We start from the raw sequence: 18,282 nt of genomic DNA on the forward strand, positions 1-18,282 counted from the left end.
TATGACTCGAACATCTTTCGCTGTTTTCATAGCAGCATTCGCACTGATGTGCAGTGGTATCACCACCAAAGCTGAAGCTTTTAGCATTACCCCTGATCGAAATGGGCCAACATTTATTCTTGATCAAGAAAAAAATTCTTTAAAAGCTATCAAACACTTGGAAATTTTCGATAATAAATATGATGTAAATTTTATTACTGGAACTTTTGAAGATTTATCACCAACAAACCGAGGAATTACAACTTTTTACCGCAATCAGCATCTTGCCCGTCAAGCTGGTATAACTCTTTGGCAAACTTTAATTAATTTCTCCGACTCATCAGGTAATTTATTTTCCTCTATAGAAGATGTTGACGGAAACTTATCTCATCAATGGAATATTCCCTTTGTTTTTCGTGATGGTCTTGGCGCAGGTTGGTGGCGGGGAATAATTGATGATAATTATATTGGCTTCGCTCGCGTAGGCAGAGTTAACGCTTCAACTTTCGATTTTACCGAACTCACCTACGCCAACTTTCAGTTATCAGCAAAAAAATCTGTACCAGAACCTCTAACTATTTTGGGTAGCTTGACTGCGGCTGGCTTTGGTATCGCCATCAAAAGAAAATTTGGCTCTATGTGCCAGGATTAATATCGCAGTTTATTTGAAAATCACTGAGTTGGTAATTTTGGATGTTCCTTGGAGTATTTTGCTACTAAGCCCGAAATTTCTGGGTTGTAAAGTCGCAGATAATTCCAATAATTACCAAAAACTTGACGGACGTAATTTTTAGTTTCATCAAAGGGAATTTCTTCGACAAATTCATCAGGGTCTTCTTTGGGTAAAGTTTGCAACCATTTAGAAACATTACCAGGGCCAGCATTGTAACTCGCTATAGCCAGCAATGAATTATTCCCATACTTTTGATGAGTATAATCCAAATACAATGTACCCACACTAATGTTGTCATTGGGAACTGTTAAATCAAAGTTTTTCCCATCTAAATTATTTTTTGAAGCAATCCATTGACCAGTGCTGGGTAACACTTGCATCAGTCCAACAGCACCAGCCACTGATTTAATTTCCGGCTCAAATCGTGATTCTTGACGAATTAATCCTGTAACTAGTAAGGGATTTAGTTTACGTTCGGCAGACCATTTTTCAATTTCTTTGAGATAAGGAAATGGATAGCGGGCTTGCCAGTAAGTGATTTGTTTACTTAAGGCTTGATATTGTTCTTTTTCTGCGGCTGTTTCTCTATCTTCCAACTTAGAAATAATATCTATTCCCGAAAGATTTTCGCCCCTAGCTAGACGCATCAAACCTTCAGTAAATTGTTCGGCAACTGAGGGCTGTTTTTTATTCAAAAATTCTGTTTCCCATTGCAACCAAGCATCACGGTCTTGAGCTAATAAATATAATTCTTTAAAGGTCTCAGAACCGGCGGTGGGAATTGGGCGCAGGCGCGGCACAACTTCCGGGTTGAGGTCGCGGACATTGTTAAAGTTGCCGACATTCAGCCCCAGAATATTAGCCGATCGCCAGGCATAATAAGACTGAGGAAACTGGCTAACTACATACTCAAAGGCTGATTTGGCTTCTTGTTGTTTGCCGAGTCTAACCGCCCATTTTCCTACCCAAAACCCGGCTCTGGGAGCCAAAATGCTGTTCGGGTTATTGGTGGTAATTGGTTGCGCCCATTCCCAAGCTGTGACGTAATCTCTGGCTTTGGCTTTATCTAGGGCAATTTTCCAGCGATATTCTGCCGCTTCATCAGAGTCACCATACTTGCCTAGTAGTAAATCCCAGGCTTGTTGTGCCGATTTTTGATCATTCAGCCCTACGAGAATTTTGGCTTTGGTGGCTAGGGCGGTGGGGGCTTGTTCGGGGAATTGGGCAATGACTTGATTGAGGTATGGTATGGCATCTTGGCGAGTTTTAGCCATATCTGCCAAACGTAACAATGCGGTTCCCGTTTCTTCGGCTTTGGGGAATTGCTGGACTAATTGCTTGTAGGAGGCGATCGCTTTTTCTCTTTCTTGGCTTTGTCCACCTATTTGTAAGCCGCGCCCTATCCTGTAGAGAGTTTGGGCAGTTTTGGGTGCTTTTGTATAAGCGATCGCAGCTTTCCGAAATTGTGTATTTTCCCAATAAGCTGTGCCAATAGTCTCCCAATCGGCGGGTTTGAGGTTGGGCTGTTTTACCAATTGATCTAATATGCCCACGATTCCTGCCTGATTGTAGGCATATTTCGCCAAAATTAATTTTAACTGGGGCTGATTGGGATTTTTTTGCAATCGCTGGCGAATAATTTCCCAGGTGAGGGGATGGGAAGGAAATTGGGCGATCGCCCGATCTTGAGATTCTGGTTGACCGATTAAATATAATGCTTTCGCCGCCGCCGCTTCTTTGGGATATGCTTTCAGGACTTTTTGGCGCAAATCGGAAGCTTTGCCTTGTTCACCTAACAAGTCCTGTGCTTGGGCTTGTTTCAGCAAGATGTATGGCGCTAATACAGGATAGTCTTTTTCTAATCCCGTCAATAAATCTAGGGCTGCTTGAGCATCTCTGGTTTCAAGTAAATCACTGGCTAACAGATAGCGGGCGCGATTTCGGTCTGCTGAAGCCGAGCCTTTAGCGATCGCTTCTAATTTTGCGGCTCTTTCCACTGGTGATTGTGCCACCAATGGGAACACAGCCGATTTGACTTTGTTGGCTTCTGATAGTTCGTCTGACTGAGTTTGATTTATTTTCAGCCATTGAGCCACTGTTTTGCCAATCTCCGGTGCTGACACCATTGCGCCAGCCGAAAAGGCGAAAACTGCCGCGCCAATAATTATAGGAACTTGGTTTTTTTTAAGTTGCTTCAGCATTGATACTCGCTGAAAATTTTTGATGAATTTTTGAAACTCTAGCATTGTTAGCTAGAAGTGTTAGCAATTTTTAATTTTTGCAACTTTCTAATTTTACATAAGGACTTCCCATAATACATCTATTTTATTTATTCAGCCATAATCTATACATAGCAGGAATGTGAGCCAATTTTATTGGTAGTTGATCCTACAGAATTCAGAATTCAGTATAGATTATCAGCCCAGCCGTAGATGAAGAAAAAAGTTTAACACCACTCACAAGGCAAAAGTCAAACAATTTTGGATTTTAGATTTGCGATTTTAGATTAAATCCAAAATCCAAAATCCAAAATCTAAAATTCGGAGGATCAAAAGAAAGAATATTCATCCCACAAGCCTTTTAGCAATTTCTTATGGTCACTGAGCGTACTTGTACTGAGCGCAGCCGAAGTGTGGTCTGTTTATTTTCGCCGACCTGTACTAGTTATACCCAGCTTATTATGAGAGAGAAATTTCATTTTCTGCCAAATGGGTAATAAATCCTCTTGAAAAACTTCCCTCCAAGAAGGATGACACTGTTCAATATATTGGCGAGCCGCTTGACTCACACCATCGCGCATCTGCAAATCTTGGAGATAAGGTTTCAGCGCCTCTGCCCAAGCTTGGGGACTAGAATTTGTAATCACAATGCCATCTCTATCAGGCTGTTGGATAAACTGCACACTGCCACTATGGGCGGATACAAATACAGGTAGTCCTGATGATTTTGCTTCTAACACCACGTTCGGAGATATTTCACTATCGGAGGGAAAGACAAACATATCTGCACTGGCGTAAATCCAAGCAAGGCTTTCTTGGGGTAACACACCGGTTAGGGTGATATGGGGTGCTAAAAGTTGCTGTATCTTGGCTTTGGCAGTGCCTTCACCCACAATCAAGACGTGTAAAGCATATCCTTGGTCTAGCAATTGACAGGCAGCTTGAGCTAAGGTCATGATGCGTTTACTCTCGTCTACCCGTCCGACAAACAACAGTACCGGGACTTCTGGCGGGATACCAAAGGTAGTTTGTAAAAGAGCGCGATCGCGGTGTTGGGGGTGAAATCGCTGCTGATCTATCCCTCTCCGTAGTCGAGACAAGCGCGACTGAGAGACAAATTTTTGCATCACCGGGAAATCTTCTGGTTTGGAGAGCAACACCCAATCACTATCGCTAATCAACTTGTGCCAGCGCCGCATCATTTGTTGTTCTAGGCGCTCACCTAATTTCCACCGTTCCCATATCAAATTGACTAACCATTCCCAAACCAAAATCCGGCGAATAATCTCTTGAGAGTAAATCCGTGTAAAACTGCCTAAATCTGTGTGAGTGGAACATACCAAAGGAACTTTGTACCGTTGCGCTATCCAGTGGGCTGTGCGTGCAAAACTAAAGGCACTGGTAATGTGTAAAACATCGTGCTGTCGCAGTTGCCAAACTAAACCTAAATGGTAGGGCGATAAGTCGGTATTGCGAGAACGTTCATGGAGAAATGGTATGTGCTTAGTTCCCAACATCGGTGGCAAGATGCGGTAACGTACATTCGGCGCGATCGCTATTTCTTGGGGCTTATTTCCCAGGTAATAAATTGTTAAGTCTATCTGGGGAAAATCAATTGCCGCTTCCGCAAATCTTTCCCAACATTTCACATGACCGCCGGCATACAATCCCCACTCTAAATCCACGAGTATTCCAACTGATAGGGAATGTTGTCCAACAATTGCCTCTCTAGACTTTTGTTGTCTTACCACTTGTTTAGCCTACTGTAATGCTTTGGACTTTAATATTGCTGTTCACTGGTAATTGGCAGCCATCATACTGATAATTATTTGCTGTTTTTAATACCAGTTGCTTGGGGTAATTATTGAAGAGAATATTACTTTCTACCTTGTAGTAAATACGTAGGTAATAGATGCTGCTGGGAAAATCGTTCTTGTCTGGAAGTGGCGCGGCTGAAGACAATAGAGCGCGATCGCTACCATCTCCCCCGGCAGGATACCAAAGAAAATCAATCAAATTCATGACAGACCCTTATATGATTGCATTAAAAAACAACAGGATGAGAATCTGTCTTGTCCATGCCCAATCATGTGGTGATTTTAGAAAAATGTGTATATTTGGACAGTTACAGAATTTTAAAATATCACAGTAAGTTATTTGAAATTACAGCTAATTTGACAATTTATTTGCAAAATTAGCTGCTATTTTCTTTGGTGAAAAATTAACAATGACTGTGCAGTTAAAGTCTTTTCAGAACCAAACTCCTGTAGCGACTGATTTGGCATCTGCTCCTAACCCGAAAAAAGCCCGCTACGTTCCTTTACATCATCGACGCATTCTTTGTATCTTCCCCAAATACAGTCGCTCTTTCGGCACGTTTCATCATGCTTATCCACTAATGGGAAATGTCCGGGCTTTTATGCCACCCCAAGGGATTTTAATTGTGGCTGCTTATTTGCCACAAGAATGGGAAGTACGCTTTATTGATGAGAATTTACACCCAGCCAAAACATCTGATTATCAATGGGCGGATGTGGTGATTGTCAGTGGGATGCACATCCAAAAACCGCAGATTAATCACATTAACCAACTGGCGCATCAGCAAGGCAAAATTACTGTTTTAGGCGGACCTTCGGTGTCTGGTTGTCCAGAATATTATCCAGATTTTGATATTTTACATTTGGGTGAATTAGGCGATGCCAGCGATCGCATGATTGAGTATCTCGACCAACACCACCAACGTCCGCCACAACAAATTCGCTTTGAAACCAAGGAACGTTTACCCCTGAGTGAATTTCCCACCCCCGCTTATCATTTGGTGAATCTGAATCATTATTTCTTAGCCAATGTCCAGTTTTCTAGCGGCTGTCCTTATCGCTGCGAATTTTGTGATATTCCTGAACTTTACGGTAGAAGCCCACGGATGAAGACCCCAGCGCAAGTATTGGCAGAACTAGATGCGATGCTGGAATCTGGCAATATCGGCGCAGTATATTTTGTGGATGATAACTTTGTAGGCGATCGCCGCGCCACAATGCAGCTATTACCCCACTTAATTGACTGGCAACAGCGCAACGGTTATCCCATTCAATTTGCCTGTGAAGCCACCCTGAACCTCGCGCAAAGTCCAAAACTCCTGGAGATGATGCGCGAAGCTTACTTTTGTACAGTGTTTTGCGGTATCGAAACCCCAGACACAGAGGCGCTGCAATCAATTTCTAAAGTGCAGAATCTCAGTATGCCAATTTTAGAAGCGATTCAGGTTTTGAATAGCTATGGTATGGAAGTTGTTTCAGGCATCATCATCGGCTTAGATACAGATACACCAGAAACCGCAGACCGCATCCTCGAATTTATTCGGCTGTCACAAATTCCGATGTTGACAATTAACTTACTTCATGCTTTACCCAGAACTCCTTTATGGCGGAGATTAGAAGCCGAAGGGCGACTCGTATTTGATGACAGCCGAGAATCAAATGTCGAGTTTTTGATGCCATATCAGCAAGTTGTGGAAATGTGGCGACGTTGTATCACTGAAGCATATCAGCCAGAATTTTTATATCAGCGATTTGCCTACAACATGGAACATACTTACCCCAACCGCATCGCTGTACCCAATAGTCCGGCGCGGACTTCCTGGGCAAATATTCGCAAAGGGTTAACTTATTTAACTAATATTTTGTTGCGTGTGGGTGTATTTGGTAACTATCGCCAAACTTTTTGGCAAATGGCTAAACCAGCACTCAAATCAGGGAATATAGAGTCCTTAATTCACGTTGGACTAGTGGGACATCATCTGATTCAGTTTGCCCAAGACTGTGCCGCACAAACAGAATCAGCCTCGTTTTATTCCCAAAAAATCCGTAATTAACTTATAAAACCTTGGAGTTCAAGGTAGTGATTTGGGGTGGGAGTAGGGAGTAGGGAATGGGGAGTAGGAATACTATTTCTGAAAACAACTTAGTATCTAAACCCACACACCCATAAACCCCTTCACCCCATAAACCCCTGATTAAAACAAAAATCTTGAGCCATAATCACTAAAGTCTGTCAACCTATAACAGCAAGGCTACGAAAACTGTCTAGCTCTGTTAACATTTTTGATAATTTCCTAACTTAGTGAGGAAATAGAGAAAAGCGATCGCCTTAACATTATGGAGGAGTGAAATGGGACTGAGCGACCAACTTTTAAACTCAGACAAAAAAGCAATGGTTGTTGATGACTGTTGCCAACTTTTAGAATCACAAATCACTTCTAAGTCAGGTCTTAGCGGTATTGCACTCAAAACTGCCTATGGAGTATTGAAAGGCGTTAAGCCCGGATATATCCCTTATGCTGTTGAGCAACTTCTACCAGAATGCTTTACAGCACTTGATCCAATGTGGCATGAAGGCTTACAAAATGGTGATCCAGTGAAGCATCTCACTAGTAATAAATCTCGCACAGCAGATGCACTCTTGAGTGTTACTGATGCCAGGGTGAAGAAGGTAACACGGCCTATTGTGCGAGGAACTTATGAAAAACTCAGAGGTTCAGCAAAACCATATATAGAAGAAGCTGTACCCGATTTTGCCCAAGTAATTAAGAAGTACGCTTAATTTGAGTGCTTAATTTGAGTGCTGAGTGCTGAGTAATGAGTGCTGAGTGTGTACACTGAGCGTAGTCGAAGTGTGAGTGTTGAGTACAGAATCGGCTATTTCAAAATAGGGAAGGATGGGGTGTAAAAACTCTTACACTCCTACACCCTTCAACCCTTACACCCTTTTACAACTGCCTAACTACTGGCTGACCATCTACCACTTCGCCAACTAAAACGACATCTGCACAGTTAACAAAGATGCCGTTTTCTAAAACGCCAGGAATATTATTGAGGATTTTTTCTAAATTCACTGGGTCATCAATGGAGTCGAATCTGACATCTAGGACAAAGTTACCTTGGTCGGTGATGACTGGCCCAGCTTTTTTTACACCCATACGTAGTTCTGGTTTACCGCCAAGTTGTTTAATGGCATTAGTCACAGGTGTAATTGCCATTGGGATAACTTCGACGGGAACTGCAAACACAGAACCCAAGCGATCGACTAGCTTACCACTGTCTACCACCACAACAAATTGTTTGGCTAGATAATCAACTACTTTTTCGCGGGTATGGGCTGCGCCGCCACCTTTAATCAAATTCTTTTGGGGGTCAACTTCATCTGCCCCATCAATAGCAATATCAATGTGGTCAACAGCATCTAAAGTGGTGAGAGGTACACCATATTCTTTGGCTAATACTTCCGATTGAAAAGAAGTAGGAATCCCGACAATATCTGTGAGTTCACCAGATTTCAGGCGATCGCCTAAATACTGAATTGTATACGCTGTTGTTGAACCCGTACCTAAACCGACAATTGAACCTGATTTTACTAGTAGGGCTGCGGCTTTACCAACCTCTTGCTTCATTAACTTTACAGGATCTGTTGCGGTCATTCCCAAAACTCCACAAAAACTGACTATAGTCCATCTTAGAAGGCAGATGACCCTCCATTCGCCTTTTTCTGTGGGAATAATGTGGAAGTTTTCTCTGTTATGGCGATCGGCTAAAAAATTAATTCGTAATTAAAACGTCCCACAAATTACGCATCCTTTTGAGAAGCTTGACCTAAACGCCGACGGGCTTCCTGCTTAATAGCTTCTATATCTGTATACTGCCCAGCACCACTGTCAATCCCAGCTTGCCAAAGACTACGTAATTCATCAATATTTTGCAACTGTAACAGGCGTTTTTGCTTCCAGTCTCGTAATGCTTCTCTAATCACTTCACTACTGCTGGCATATTCACCAGATTCTACCGCATTGCGTACAAAAGCGACCATTTCTGGGGTAAGCGCAACACTAATTTTTTCGACGTTAGACATAGCTGCACATAAATTTTTACTCTAGAGTAGCAAAAATTCTTACCAAAATCTAAAATTAGACAAATTCCTAAACACAGACAAGGAAGAGAAATCATTGAGGATGGCTATAGTTGTTCACGAATGACTTAGGATGGCTAAAAGTATTGGTATTTAGGAAATGCGGTTGATTTTGTACAGTAAACCTGGTTGTCATTTGTGCGAGGGCTTGCAGGAAAAACTAGAGCAAATTTTAGAGACAGACAATTTGGGTGTTGAGTTAGAAATTCGTGACATTACAACTCGTGAAGATTGGTTGCTGGCTTATCAATATGAAGTCCCAGTGCTGGTTTTAGCCAATATCCCCGGTGTAGAAGCTTTTGAACAAGCTCTACCACGTCCTTCTCCCCGTGCAAATGTCCAGCAAATTCAGCAAATGTTGTGTAAGTATTTATCCAATATCAAAAAAAATGATGCAGAATAAGCGCAAGATACGAGTGTGGCGAGGTTCACAAGATGAAATTGCGGGAATTACTAGCAGCAATAGATAGTGTGGCACAATTGCCTAACAGTTCTGACTTAGCAGATGCAGAAGTCAAGGGTTTGAAAACTAACTCCCATGCTTGCGGTGAGGGAGATTTATTTATTGGAATGCCAGGAACGCGGGTGGACGGTGGCGAATTTTGGCCAAGTGCGATCGCATCCGGCGCAGTAGCAGCGATTGTTTCTGCTGAAGCTGCCGAAAAAAATCCTCCCACCCCGGAGGCTGTAGTGATTAGTGCTAATGATATGACTCAAGCTTGCGCTCAAATAGCGGCGGCTTTTTACGATTATCCCGGACAAAAACTCAAGTTAGTGGGTGTGACCGGCACCAATGGTAAAACCACCACAACTCACTTAATTGAATTTTTCCTGAACAAAGCTCGTCTAGTAACGGCTTTGATGGGGACTTTATACACTCGCTGGCCGGGATTTGTCCAAACTGCGATCCACACCACACCCTTTGCAGTGGAACTACAACAGCAGTTAGCAGCCGCCGTGAATGCAGGTTGTGAGTTTGGCGTAATGGAAGTTAGTTCCCATGCTTTGGCACAAGGTCGAGTCTTGGGTTGTCCGTTTGAGGTGGGAGTATTCACCAATCTCACCCAAGACCATCTGGACTATCACAGCGATATGGAGGATTATTTCGCTGCTAAGGCGCTGTTATTTAGTCCGGCATATCTCAAAGGTAAGGCAATTATTAACGCTGATGACTCCTACGGTAAACAGTTAATTAGCAGATTGCCATCAGAACAAGTTTGGAGTTACAGCGTCAGCGAACCCAGTGCCGATTTGTGGATGAGCGATTTAAATTATCAACCCAATGGTGTGAGTGGTTTGCTGCATACTCCAAAGGGTGAGGTGGAGTTTCGCTCACCGTTGGTTGGTCAATATAACTTAGAAAATGTTTTGGCGGCGGTGGGTGCAGTTCTGCATTTAGGACTTGACTTAGAGTTAATCGCCAGTGCAATTAGTGATTTTCCTGGGGTTCCGGGACGGATGGAACGAGTACAAATCAGTCCGCAACAAGATATCAGCGTGATTGTTGATTATGCCCATACGCCCGATAGCCTGGAAAATTTACTCAAAGCGGCAAGGCCGTTTATTCCCGGTAAAATGATTTGTGTATTTGGTTGTGGAGGCGATCGCGATCGCACCAAACGCCCAAAAATGGGTAAAATCGCCGCCGAGTTAGCAGATGTGGCTGTAGTCACTTCCGACAACCCCCGCACCGAAGACCCCGAAAGAATTTTGCAAGATGTTCTTGCCGGAATATCCGACACGGTGCAACCGACTGTAATTTGCGATCGCGCTACAGCTATTCGCACCGCAATTTTGCAAGCTGAACCCGGTGATGGCGTGTTGTTAGCGGGTAAAGGTCATGAAGACTATCAAATTCTCGGTACAGAAAAAATCCACTTTGATGACCGAGAACATGCGCGGGATGCGTTACAAGTCAGACTAAAAAATGAAGTCTGAAGTCTGAAGTCTGAAGTCTGAAGTCTGAAGTCTGAAGTCTGAAGATTACCAGGATTTTACTGTTTCAATTAAAGTGCTGAGTAAATATACTAGTCGCTCTTTTATACAAGGCTTGTGAAATTCAGTTTCATCGGGATTGTCTTGTGTTTCCTGCTATAGACATTCTTTCAGACTTCAAACTTCATCCTTCATACTTTCTATCCAAATGTATTTTACATATTCTTTTTGTAAAAATACCTTACATAAAATTGGCAATCAATGACATAATTATTTCTTCCTTGTTGTGCTTGACTCATGAATGATTCTCTGCGTAAGGAGTTATCCATCTATCAGCTGGCTTTGGGAGTGGAAACACCACCTCAACCATTGCCAAGCAATCCTGCTAGTTTGTTATCGCTGCTGAGGTCACACATTGATTTATTGATTGAACAACAAATTACGGCAACTTTTTGGGTTAAGTTACCACCGGGAAAAATTTGGCACGCAGAATTAAAGCGTTATCAATCTGCGATGAGTGCATCTGGCCTAATTAATATTTGTCGGATAGATAAAATTAATGCTGGGGCAGAAAATCAGATTACAGATGAAACCAGCCCACAGCAACAAAATTGGGTACAGTTATTATCAAATTATCAACTACGGCGAGAATACTTTTTTATAGTATCCTCGCCGCGATTTTGTAGTTTAATTGTGGCGCGTCGTCCACGTAAAAGAAATCAAAACCGCCAAACTCATAAAGGCAAAACAGTTAAAATTCCGTCATTACTGGCTGTGATGACAATGGAAGGCAGAATCATTCAGCAAGTTTTAGATGGTCTCAAACAAGTAGCTGTACCAGAATCATCGGCAGTTTTTCCGGCTGAGTTGATTTATCCCAGCACCATCGAACCTGCACTTATCAGTCAACTCATGGCCAAACAACTCCAGCGCCAAAATTCCATTCAACGTCAAATTAGTAATAAACGCATTGCCAAATTACGAGAACAAAATCAAAAACTCCAAAATAAAGAACAACTCAAAGATGATTATTTAAGTAGTGTGTGCCAAGAACTACGGACACCTTTAACACACATGAAAACAGCATTGTCGTTGTTAAATTCACCTACGATTAAACCGCCACAGCGACAACGTTATTTACAAATGCTCAATACTCAGTGCGATCGCCAGAGTATACTAATCACTGGTTTACTGGATCTGGTCAACCTGGAACATAATTTAGAAACCACCAGCCTAGAACTAGTACGTCTTTCAGATATTGTCCCTGGCGTAGTTAGCACCTACCAGCCTGTAGCTCAAGAAAAAGGCATTATGCTCGCTTACACTGTACCAACAGAACTACCAGGGGTTTGGTGTGTGACTGGCGGACTCAAGCAAATAGTAATTAATTTGCTGCAAAACAGTATTAAGTTTACCCCCAAAGGTGGGCAAGTCTGGGTAAGAGCGCGTCTTCAAGCCGATTATGTCCAGTTAGAATTCCGCGATACAGGTATTGGCATTGCGGAAAGTGAAATTAGCAAAATCTTTGATTGCTTTTATCGAGTCCGTTCGGGAACTACGGAAGATTTGAGTGGTGCTGGCTTAGGTTTAACAATTGTTAAGCGGTTATTGTGGCGCTGTGGAGGTTCTATTTCTGTCAGAAGTAAACTAGATGAAGGATCTACTTTTACAATCCAATTAGTTACAACTCGCAACAAAATCCCATTTAAATAATTTCTATGACTGAAGCCAAGTCTACTCGCACATTACGTCGGGGAAGAATCTTCCCGCAAATTCAGTGGACGGAGGAACAAAAATCTCAATGGAATGCTGAACGAGAAGCATTCAAACAACGCTGCAAATTTATTTTTGATCAGTTACAACCAGAATTAATTAGAACTCATTACAACTGGTATGTGGCAATTGAGCCAGAAAGTGGAGATTATTTTATTGATCAGGATGTATTGGTAGTTGCAAAAATAGCGCATGAAAAATACCCCAGTGCTAGATTGCACGTTTTCCGTATTAATGAAACTGGGATGTGCGGCAGAATATGATTTCTGGACACTTTGGTGATGAGGATGAGTTATTTTTTGAGATAGATTTAATAGCTGCTGATGGTTTAGAAATACCAGTAGATGCACTTTTTGATACGGGATTTTCTTGGTGGTTAGCAATTAATAACCAGGATTTAGAAGCACTCAATTGGGTATATTTAGAACAACAAACCATGCTGACAGCCCAAGGAGAAGCAGAATTTGAGATTTATTTAGGAAAAGTGCGAATTGATCAAGAATATCTTGATATTCCTGTTCATGTGGGACAAGGATTAACCGAAATCTTACTAGGTCGTCAGTGGTTAAAAAATCGCAAATTAGTGGTGGATATGCCATCTCAAGTTTTAACACTGGGACAACAGTAGTCAGGACTTACGCAAAATCATGAAAAAACTAACCGCAAAGAGCGCATAGACACGAAGTGGCTTCCCGAAGGGTAGGACACGAAGTTAAGAGGATTTGAGAAGGTTCTTGCGTAAGTCCTAAGTAGTGATAAAAATGAGTGAGCTATCCGTAAAATAAGTTGACTATTCCGGATACTCATGGGAGACAAAAGGGATATCCACAATTTCACCTTCAACTTCGCCGATTTTGACTTTTAAGCCCACACCGCCAGCTTTGGTACGAATGTACCCAAGTCCAAAGTAACCGTCACTGATTTCGGTATAACTTGTGAGTTTGCCGATTTTTTCATCTCCCAGGGCGATCGCACTGCCAATTTCAACTGGGGCGCTGAGGCGAATTCCCCAAAGATTTTGTTTAACACCTTTATAGGTATTTAACCGGGCGATAGTTTCTTGTCCGATGTAACAGCCTTTATTAAAGGATATCGTCTGCCATAAACCGACTTCTAGGGGATTGTAATCATCTGTGAGTTCTGCATCTGGGTTTGGTCTACCTTGGAGAATGCGTAAGGTTTCCCAAGCGCGATCGCTCAATTCTACAGCCCCAAATTCTAATATTTTCTGCCATACTTGCTGTTTCTCTGTAGCTGGCAAAATTAAGGTATATCCAGGCAATCCTAACCCACTCCCTACAGCGACAATCACCCCACCATCAACTAACAAGTGATTGCCGTCAGGTTGACCAATAATTGCCCCTGCACCTAATTTTTCCACAATTGCATCGCTATCTGGCCCAATCAGGCTAAAGGTTGCAGTTTCTTCGGTGATGTCCGTTAACTCTACTTTATCGGCAAAAAAGATATAGCGGTCTAGCCACTGCATCAAAAATTCTCGACGATTGGGCGAAACTAACAGCAGTACCGCATCTTCAAGAATGTATGCACTCACCAAGTCAATTGTCCGGGCTGTGGATGTCACCATCACCGTTTCACAGCCTTGTCCTGGTTTGCGGCTTTGAAAATCGTTGGTACTTTGATTGTGTAAAAATCGGATGCGATCGCCATCTGCTACTCGGATACGTCCCCAAAAAGAGCGATCGCACACAGCCACCCCTGCTTTTGCGGCTTGGATAGCGATCGCGTCTTTACCGTCAATTGTTGATGCTGGCATGGTAGTGAAGAACTGCTCTATTTAAAAGTTTACGCACTGGAAATCTTAGCAAATCCAGGTTTACCGCTTCAATGACTAAGCTCAATGACCTTGCCTATCATTGTGTAAATCCTGTTGATATTTGGGAAAATTTTGATTCAGTGTCAAGCCACTTTGGAAATCACGGATACACAGGTATGTACTAAGGGTAGGAGTGGCCCTAGTTGTTCTTGGCCGTTGACGGCTAAATCACTATGACATAAATAAACTTTCTCGGATACACGGGAGAGTAAGTCTGCCAAAATTCGCTGTAATCTTTCTTGTTCGCTAATTTTTTCATCTTCGGCTGTCCAAGATTCGCCTAACCTATCGCGCAAGAATAACGGCGCACCAAATAATGTCGCTGCACCACCTTTTGCCCACAATGGAGAACCAGCATCTAGCCAAAAATGCCAACGATGCGATCGCCGACTCGAACGATATTGGAAAATAGTTGCTAAGGTGACGGCTTTTCTCGACAAGCCAATAGGACGCAAGGGATAAGGATTGGCAGTAATCGTACCACGCCGCAACAATTGAATAAATTCAGCCAAGGTAGTGCTGAGTGCTGAGTGCTGAGAGGGGGTAGACAAGGTAGAGGGGGTAGACAAGGTAGAAAGATTGCTCCCTTGTCCGCCTTGTCCGCCTTGTCCGCCTTGTCCCCCTTGTCTCCCTTCTCCCCCTACCTCCTGCCTCAACCTAGTATCAATTTCCCAATAATGTTGGGCAGTTTCCAGCAATTCCCGCAGGGCTGCCATTTGGTCATAAGGTGGGTTACTGTCTTTACACAAAAAGTCTTGAATTGCCAGATACAACAGCGAAATCGGGCTAGGAATTAAACGCTGTTCTTGTTGCGATCGCTGTTTTTCAATCCACTGTAATATCTGAGTGTAAGCTGTGGTCGCAGCATAGCCAATTCTATCCCAGCGTTCAAAAGAGGTGACGGGTAATAAATTAGGTTTGTCGGGATGAGGTACAAAACAATAATCAGCAATTAACCCGGCACGTACCGGGTCGATGTGAGTGCTGAGTATGGAGTGCTGAGTAAATATTTCTCCCTTGTCTCCCCCCTCCCCCCTCTCTCCCCTCTCTCCCCTCTCCCCCTGCCTCCTACTCAACACCACCAACATCTCCGCCACCGCATCTCTATCTACCAAGCGTCCCAAGCCGGGATAAACGAGTGCCAGCATGGTTAATAATGCCCGAATCATGGGTGAACTAATTAAGGGGCGTTGGTCGTTGAGTGATTCGACGGGGATGTTTTGCTTGGTGAGAATTTCGGTGATGGTGTAACGGGCGATCGCATCTAAACCAGGTGCGATGATGGCAATTTCTTCTGGTTGTATTCTTTCTGACTTAATCGCTTTGCCAATCACCTCGGCTGTGGTTCGCAATAGTTCAGCACGGGAGGTAGTTTGAATTGATTGGACTGTTGCAGGTAACTCTAACATCACCATTGGTTGAGTAATAAATTCTACCATTGGTCTAGCTAGGTTATCGGCTAAGGATGGGGCGACTGGTGTAAATAAAGTTTCTAAGCGACAATGCCTTGCCAACCCTTCCAAATAGTTGGGATCAGCCCCCAAACCCAAGCGTACAGCGCCATCAGGGTTGTAAGTAAATGCACCAGCAGCACCCTGCTGTAAAAGTGTTTCAAATAACTGTCGGGTTGCGGCTGGATAATCATCAACATCATCAGCTAGTATGGCTTGATACCGTTGCCTGAGACGTTCTTGATAATGGCGATCGCTTAACAAGTGTTGCGTGTAGAGTTCAGTTATAATCCCATAAGTGAGCAAGCCTCGCTCTAAACACCAGTTACGCCAATCTAGCAGCAAAGATGCTAAAAATTCCGGCTCTAGATTTACGCCGTTGTCCTCTAAACCGCTTTGTAAAACTTCAGCAATTCCTTCACAAGCCGTACCACTGTAGGCGGCTAGTTGCAACAAGTCCAAAATTCGTCGGACTAAACGGTATTCATTCACTCCAGCACGCCGCAGAATATCTGCATCGATTTGCTCACGCCAGAGTTTTGTAGCTAATTCCTGTTCAGTTTCTGGGCGCAATCTTACTGGAAATTGTGCCTTAAGATGCAGTAACTCAATGAGTAAAGGCCAAAATAAAATAACTTCATCTTGAAAAAAACCCAAGGGAGTTTTAGCACGAATGGGATATTTTCCTAAAGTTTTTGTAACAATTTTGTCAGACAATTCCCGACGATTGTCATCATTTGCTGCTAATACCAAAACTCCAGGTTCTGTTTGTTTTAAAACAAAAGGTTTTGAAAAGGAATTGTCAGATTTTTTTCCAGCTTTTTTAGTATAAAATAATCCCAAGTTGTGATTTTCTATTTGTAGCCAACGACAAAAATGTTCTACCAAACGAGTTGTCTTACCACTGCGGCTATTGCCGACAATCCAAACAGAATGTGAAACCACAAACTTTCTCCTTCTAGATTTGGTTAGTATATCTTGTGCGTTAACTTAGGGTTAAGAATCACTAGAAAAGGCTGGATAATTGCCTACAATGAATAATTTCGCTTTTACCCAAAAAATTTACTCTTACTTACTAGCTGCTTACCGTTGGTACTTATTAACGCCACAGCGTTCTCTTGATGAGGCTTATCAAGCAGCATTACAAATTAAATCCATCGAAGATGAGCATTTCAACGGTAAAAAAATAGATGCTGACTCAAGCCAATACAGCAACAGCATGATGGATTATTTTGAGGCAGACCTTAAAAAACAATTAAAAATTGCGCGGATGCGCCTCACAGAATTTCGCGCCAGCCGTTGGTTTTCCAACGAATCTAATCAAAAAGCGGCACGAAAAACAGGTATAGAATATCCTAGTGCGGAGATAATTTTAGAAAAATTAAGATTTATTGATGAAGTCATATCAAAATATACCGTACCTGATATTGAAACTAATTCTGTCATAGTTAATCAACCACAAATAGTCAAAGTTGCTGATGTTACTCCGCAAAAATCACCCGCCCCATTAGCTCCACAATTACCAAATAAAAACCTAGAAACCAAACAAAAACCACGGCGGAAAGCTGATACAACAGGTGTATTGCCTCGCTCAATTTTAGGAACTATTAGTCGTTTACAAGTCGAGTTAGACCCAAATTCTGAGCAGGATGTTGTTAAAAGCTTTCGGCAAGCTCAAAGAAGAACTATCATATCTATCAGATTTATATTATTACTAATTATTGTACCTCTTTTAGCACATCAACTATCAAAAGCTTTGATTGTTGGGCCATTAATTCCCAATTTTAGACCAGCCGAAACAGCTAATGTCTTCCTAAACTTTGAAATGGAAGAAGAAGCTTTATCAGAGTTACAAAGATTTGAAGAAAGAATAAGATTTGAAAATTTAATTGGCATTGCACCGCCTCTGAATCCAGAAGCAATAGAAGAGAAACTCAAAGAAAAAGCCGCAGAAATCGCAGAAGAATTTCGGGATGAAAGTGCAAATGCGATTAAAAATGTGTTTGCAGATATTTTCTCGGTAATTGCTTTTGTTTGGTTGCTGCTGGTGAGTAAGCAATCTATTGCCGTGCTGAAAGATTTCTTTGATAATCTTGTTTATGGTTTGAGTGATAGTGCCAAGGCATTTATTATCATTTTGTTTACTGATGTGTTTGTGGGATTCCACTCTCCCCACGGTTGGGAAGTAATTTTAGAAGGTGTATCGCGCCATTGGGGTTTACCAGCCAACCGCGATTTTATCTTTTTGTTTATTGCGACATTTCCAGTGATTTTAGACACGATTTTTAAATACTGGATATTCCGTTATCTCAACCGGATTTCGCCTTCTGCTGTGGCGACTTATCGCAATATGAATGAGTAGTTTAAGAGGGAATTGGGAGTAGGGAGTAGGAGGTAGGGGGCTGCGGTGTACACACAAATCCTCTGATCCCCCTAAATCCCCCTTAAAAAGGGGGA

16 protein-coding genes are annotated in these 18,282 nt (G+C 42.4%); 9 read left to right on the forward strand and 7 right to left on the reverse strand.

Going from position 1 to position 18,282, the window contains the following annotated elements; all coding sequences use genetic code 11:
* The first annotated feature begins 1 nt into the window (after position 1).
* Positions 2-631, forward strand: coding sequence for a PEP-CTERM sorting domain-containing protein (locus tag H6G77_RS28820; protein ID WP_199331682.1), 630 nt, complete (start codon positions 2-4; stop codon positions 629-631).
* 20 nt (positions 632-651) lie between these two features.
* Here H6G77_RS28820 and H6G77_RS28825 read toward each other — a convergent pair whose 3' ends face one another.
* From H6G77_RS28825 to H6G77_RS28835, 3 genes are all read right to left on the reverse strand, one after another.
* Positions 652-2,853 carry a transglycosylase SLT domain-containing protein gene (locus H6G77_RS28825; protein WP_190873393.1) on the reverse strand — a complete coding sequence of 734 codons (2,202 nt, stop codon included), beginning with the start codon at positions 2,851-2,853 and terminating at the stop codon, positions 652-654.
* Positions 2,854-3,293: 440 nt separating this feature from the next.
* The gene (locus H6G77_RS36530; RefSeq protein WP_190873394.1) at positions 3,294-4,622 is read right to left on the reverse strand and encodes a glycosyltransferase; all 1,329 of its coding nucleotides are present in this window, start codon (positions 4,620-4,622) and stop codon (positions 3,294-3,296) included.
* A 4-nt stretch (positions 4,623-4,626) separates the two neighbouring features.
* Entirely contained in the window at positions 4,627-4,893 is a 267-nt protein-coding gene (locus H6G77_RS28835; protein ID WP_190873395.1) for a hypothetical protein, read from the reverse strand.
* A 205-nt stretch (positions 4,894-5,098) separates the two neighbouring features.
* Between H6G77_RS28835 and H6G77_RS28840 the strand changes: the two genes are divergently transcribed.
* Positions 5,099-6,742 (forward strand): B12-binding domain-containing radical SAM protein, encoded by a 1,644-nt coding sequence (locus H6G77_RS28840; protein ID WP_190873396.1) that lies wholly within the window; start codon positions 5,099-5,101, stop codon positions 6,740-6,742.
* 296 nt (positions 6,743-7,038) lie between these two features.
* Positions 7,039-7,470: a DUF6918 family protein gene (locus H6G77_RS28845; protein ID WP_190675234.1), complete on the forward strand. Its 432-nt coding sequence runs from the start codon at positions 7,039-7,041 to the stop codon at positions 7,468-7,470.
* Positions 7,471-7,636: 166 nt separating this feature from the next.
* On the opposite strand, the gene rpiA is transcribed toward H6G77_RS28845, so the two are convergent.
* The gene (gene rpiA / locus H6G77_RS28850) at positions 7,637-8,344 is read right to left on the reverse strand and encodes a ribose-5-phosphate isomerase RpiA (RefSeq protein WP_190594229.1); all 708 of its coding nucleotides are present in this window, start codon (positions 8,342-8,344) and stop codon (positions 7,637-7,639) included.
* Positions 8,345-8,490: 146 nt separating this feature from the next.
* A complete protein-coding gene (locus H6G77_RS28855) occupies positions 8,491-8,772 on the reverse strand; it encodes a type II toxin-antitoxin system ParD family antitoxin (protein ID WP_190594230.1) in 282 nt (93 codons plus the stop codon).
* A 157-nt stretch (positions 8,773-8,929) separates the two neighbouring features.
* On the opposite strand from H6G77_RS28855, the gene H6G77_RS28860 reads away from it, so the two are divergent.
* The 5 genes from H6G77_RS28860 (at position 8,930) to H6G77_RS28880 (ending at position 13,165) form a co-directional block, all read left to right on the forward strand.
* Positions 8,930-9,232 carry a glutaredoxin family protein gene (locus H6G77_RS28860; protein ID WP_190675236.1) on the forward strand — a complete coding sequence of 101 codons (303 nt, stop codon included), beginning with the start codon at positions 8,930-8,932 and terminating at the stop codon, positions 9,230-9,232.
* Positions 9,233-9,264: 32 nt separating this feature from the next.
* Positions 9,265-10,767 (forward strand): UDP-N-acetylmuramoyl-L-alanyl-D-glutamate--2,6-diaminopimelate ligase, encoded by a 1,503-nt coding sequence (locus tag H6G77_RS28865; RefSeq protein WP_190873397.1) that lies wholly within the window; start codon positions 9,265-9,267, stop codon positions 10,765-10,767.
* Between the two features lie 294 nt (positions 10,768-11,061).
* Positions 11,062-12,477, forward strand: coding sequence for a DICT sensory domain-containing protein (locus tag H6G77_RS28870; protein ID WP_190675240.1), 1,416 nt, complete (start codon positions 11,062-11,064; stop codon positions 12,475-12,477).
* 5 nt (positions 12,478-12,482) lie between these two features.
* On the forward strand, positions 12,483-12,800 hold the full coding sequence (locus tag H6G77_RS28875) for a hypothetical protein (protein WP_190594234.1): 318 nt from the start codon (positions 12,483-12,485) through the stop codon (positions 12,798-12,800).
* Positions 12,797-13,165 carry an aspartyl protease gene (locus H6G77_RS28880; protein WP_190594239.1) on the forward strand — a complete coding sequence of 123 codons (369 nt, stop codon included), beginning with the start codon at positions 12,797-12,799 and terminating at the stop codon, positions 13,163-13,165. Before H6G77_RS28875 ends, H6G77_RS28880 begins: the two co-directional genes overlap by 4 nt.
* 162 nt (positions 13,166-13,327) lie before the next feature.
* Here H6G77_RS28880 and H6G77_RS28885 read toward each other — a convergent pair whose 3' ends face one another.
* Positions 13,328-14,314 (reverse strand): folate-binding protein YgfZ, encoded by a 987-nt coding sequence (locus H6G77_RS28885; protein ID WP_190873398.1) that lies wholly within the window; start codon positions 14,312-14,314, stop codon positions 13,328-13,330.
* A gap of 143 nt (positions 14,315-14,457) precedes the next feature.
* Positions 14,458-16,770, reverse strand: a complete 2,313-nt coding sequence (locus tag H6G77_RS28890) for a recombinase family protein (protein ID WP_190873399.1) — start codon at positions 16,768-16,770, stop codon at positions 14,458-14,460.
* Between the two features lie 79 nt (positions 16,771-16,849).
* Here H6G77_RS28890 and H6G77_RS28895 point away from each other — a divergent pair, with 79 nt between their 5' ends.
* Positions 16,850-18,187 carry a proton extrusion protein PcxA gene (locus tag H6G77_RS28895; RefSeq protein WP_190873400.1) on the forward strand — a complete coding sequence of 446 codons (1,338 nt, stop codon included), beginning with the start codon at positions 16,850-16,852 and terminating at the stop codon, positions 18,185-18,187.
* The last annotated feature ends 95 nt before the right edge of the window (positions 18,188-18,282 follow it).

Source organism: Aulosira sp. FACHB-615 (assembly GCF_014698045.1).
Lineage (GTDB): Bacteria > Cyanobacteriota > Cyanobacteriia > Cyanobacteriales > Nostocaceae > Nostoc_B.

Bases quoted from the DNA above. Each gene is read 5' to 3' on its own strand.
- H6G77_RS28820 (WP_199331682.1), top strand. From the start codon at position 2: ATGACTCGAACATCTTTCGCTGTTTTCATAGCAGCATTCGCACTGATG.
- H6G77_RS28825 (WP_190873393.1), bottom strand. From the start codon at position 2,853: ATGCTGAAGCAACTTAAAAAAAACCAAGTTCCTATAATTATTGGCGCG.
- H6G77_RS28835 (WP_190873395.1), bottom strand. From the start codon at position 4,893: ATGAATTTGATTGATTTTCTTTGGTATCCTGCCGGGGGAGATGGTAGC.
- H6G77_RS28840 (WP_190873396.1), top strand. From the start codon at position 5,099: ATGACTGTGCAGTTAAAGTCTTTTCAGAACCAAACTCCTGTAGCGACT.
- H6G77_RS28845 (WP_190675234.1), top strand. From the start codon at position 7,039: ATGGGACTGAGCGACCAACTTTTAAACTCAGACAAAAAAGCAATGGTT.
- rpiA (WP_190594229.1), bottom strand. From the start codon at position 8,344: ATGACCGCAACAGATCCTGTAAAGTTAATGAAGCAAGAGGTTGGTAAA.
- H6G77_RS28855 (WP_190594230.1), bottom strand. From the start codon at position 8,772: ATGTCTAACGTCGAAAAAATTAGTGTTGCGCTTACCCCAGAAATGGTC.
- H6G77_RS28860 (WP_190675236.1), top strand. From the start codon at position 8,930: ATGCGGTTGATTTTGTACAGTAAACCTGGTTGTCATTTGTGCGAGGGC.
- H6G77_RS28865 (WP_190873397.1), top strand. From the start codon at position 9,265: ATGAAATTGCGGGAATTACTAGCAGCAATAGATAGTGTGGCACAATTG.
- H6G77_RS28870 (WP_190675240.1), top strand. From the start codon at position 11,062: ATGAATGATTCTCTGCGTAAGGAGTTATCCATCTATCAGCTGGCTTTG.
- H6G77_RS28875 (WP_190594234.1), top strand. From the start codon at position 12,483: ATGACTGAAGCCAAGTCTACTCGCACATTACGTCGGGGAAGAATCTTC.
- H6G77_RS28880 (WP_190594239.1), top strand. From the start codon at position 12,797: ATGATTTCTGGACACTTTGGTGATGAGGATGAGTTATTTTTTGAGATA.
- H6G77_RS28885 (WP_190873398.1), bottom strand. From the start codon at position 14,314: ATGCCAGCATCAACAATTGACGGTAAAGACGCGATCGCTATCCAAGCC.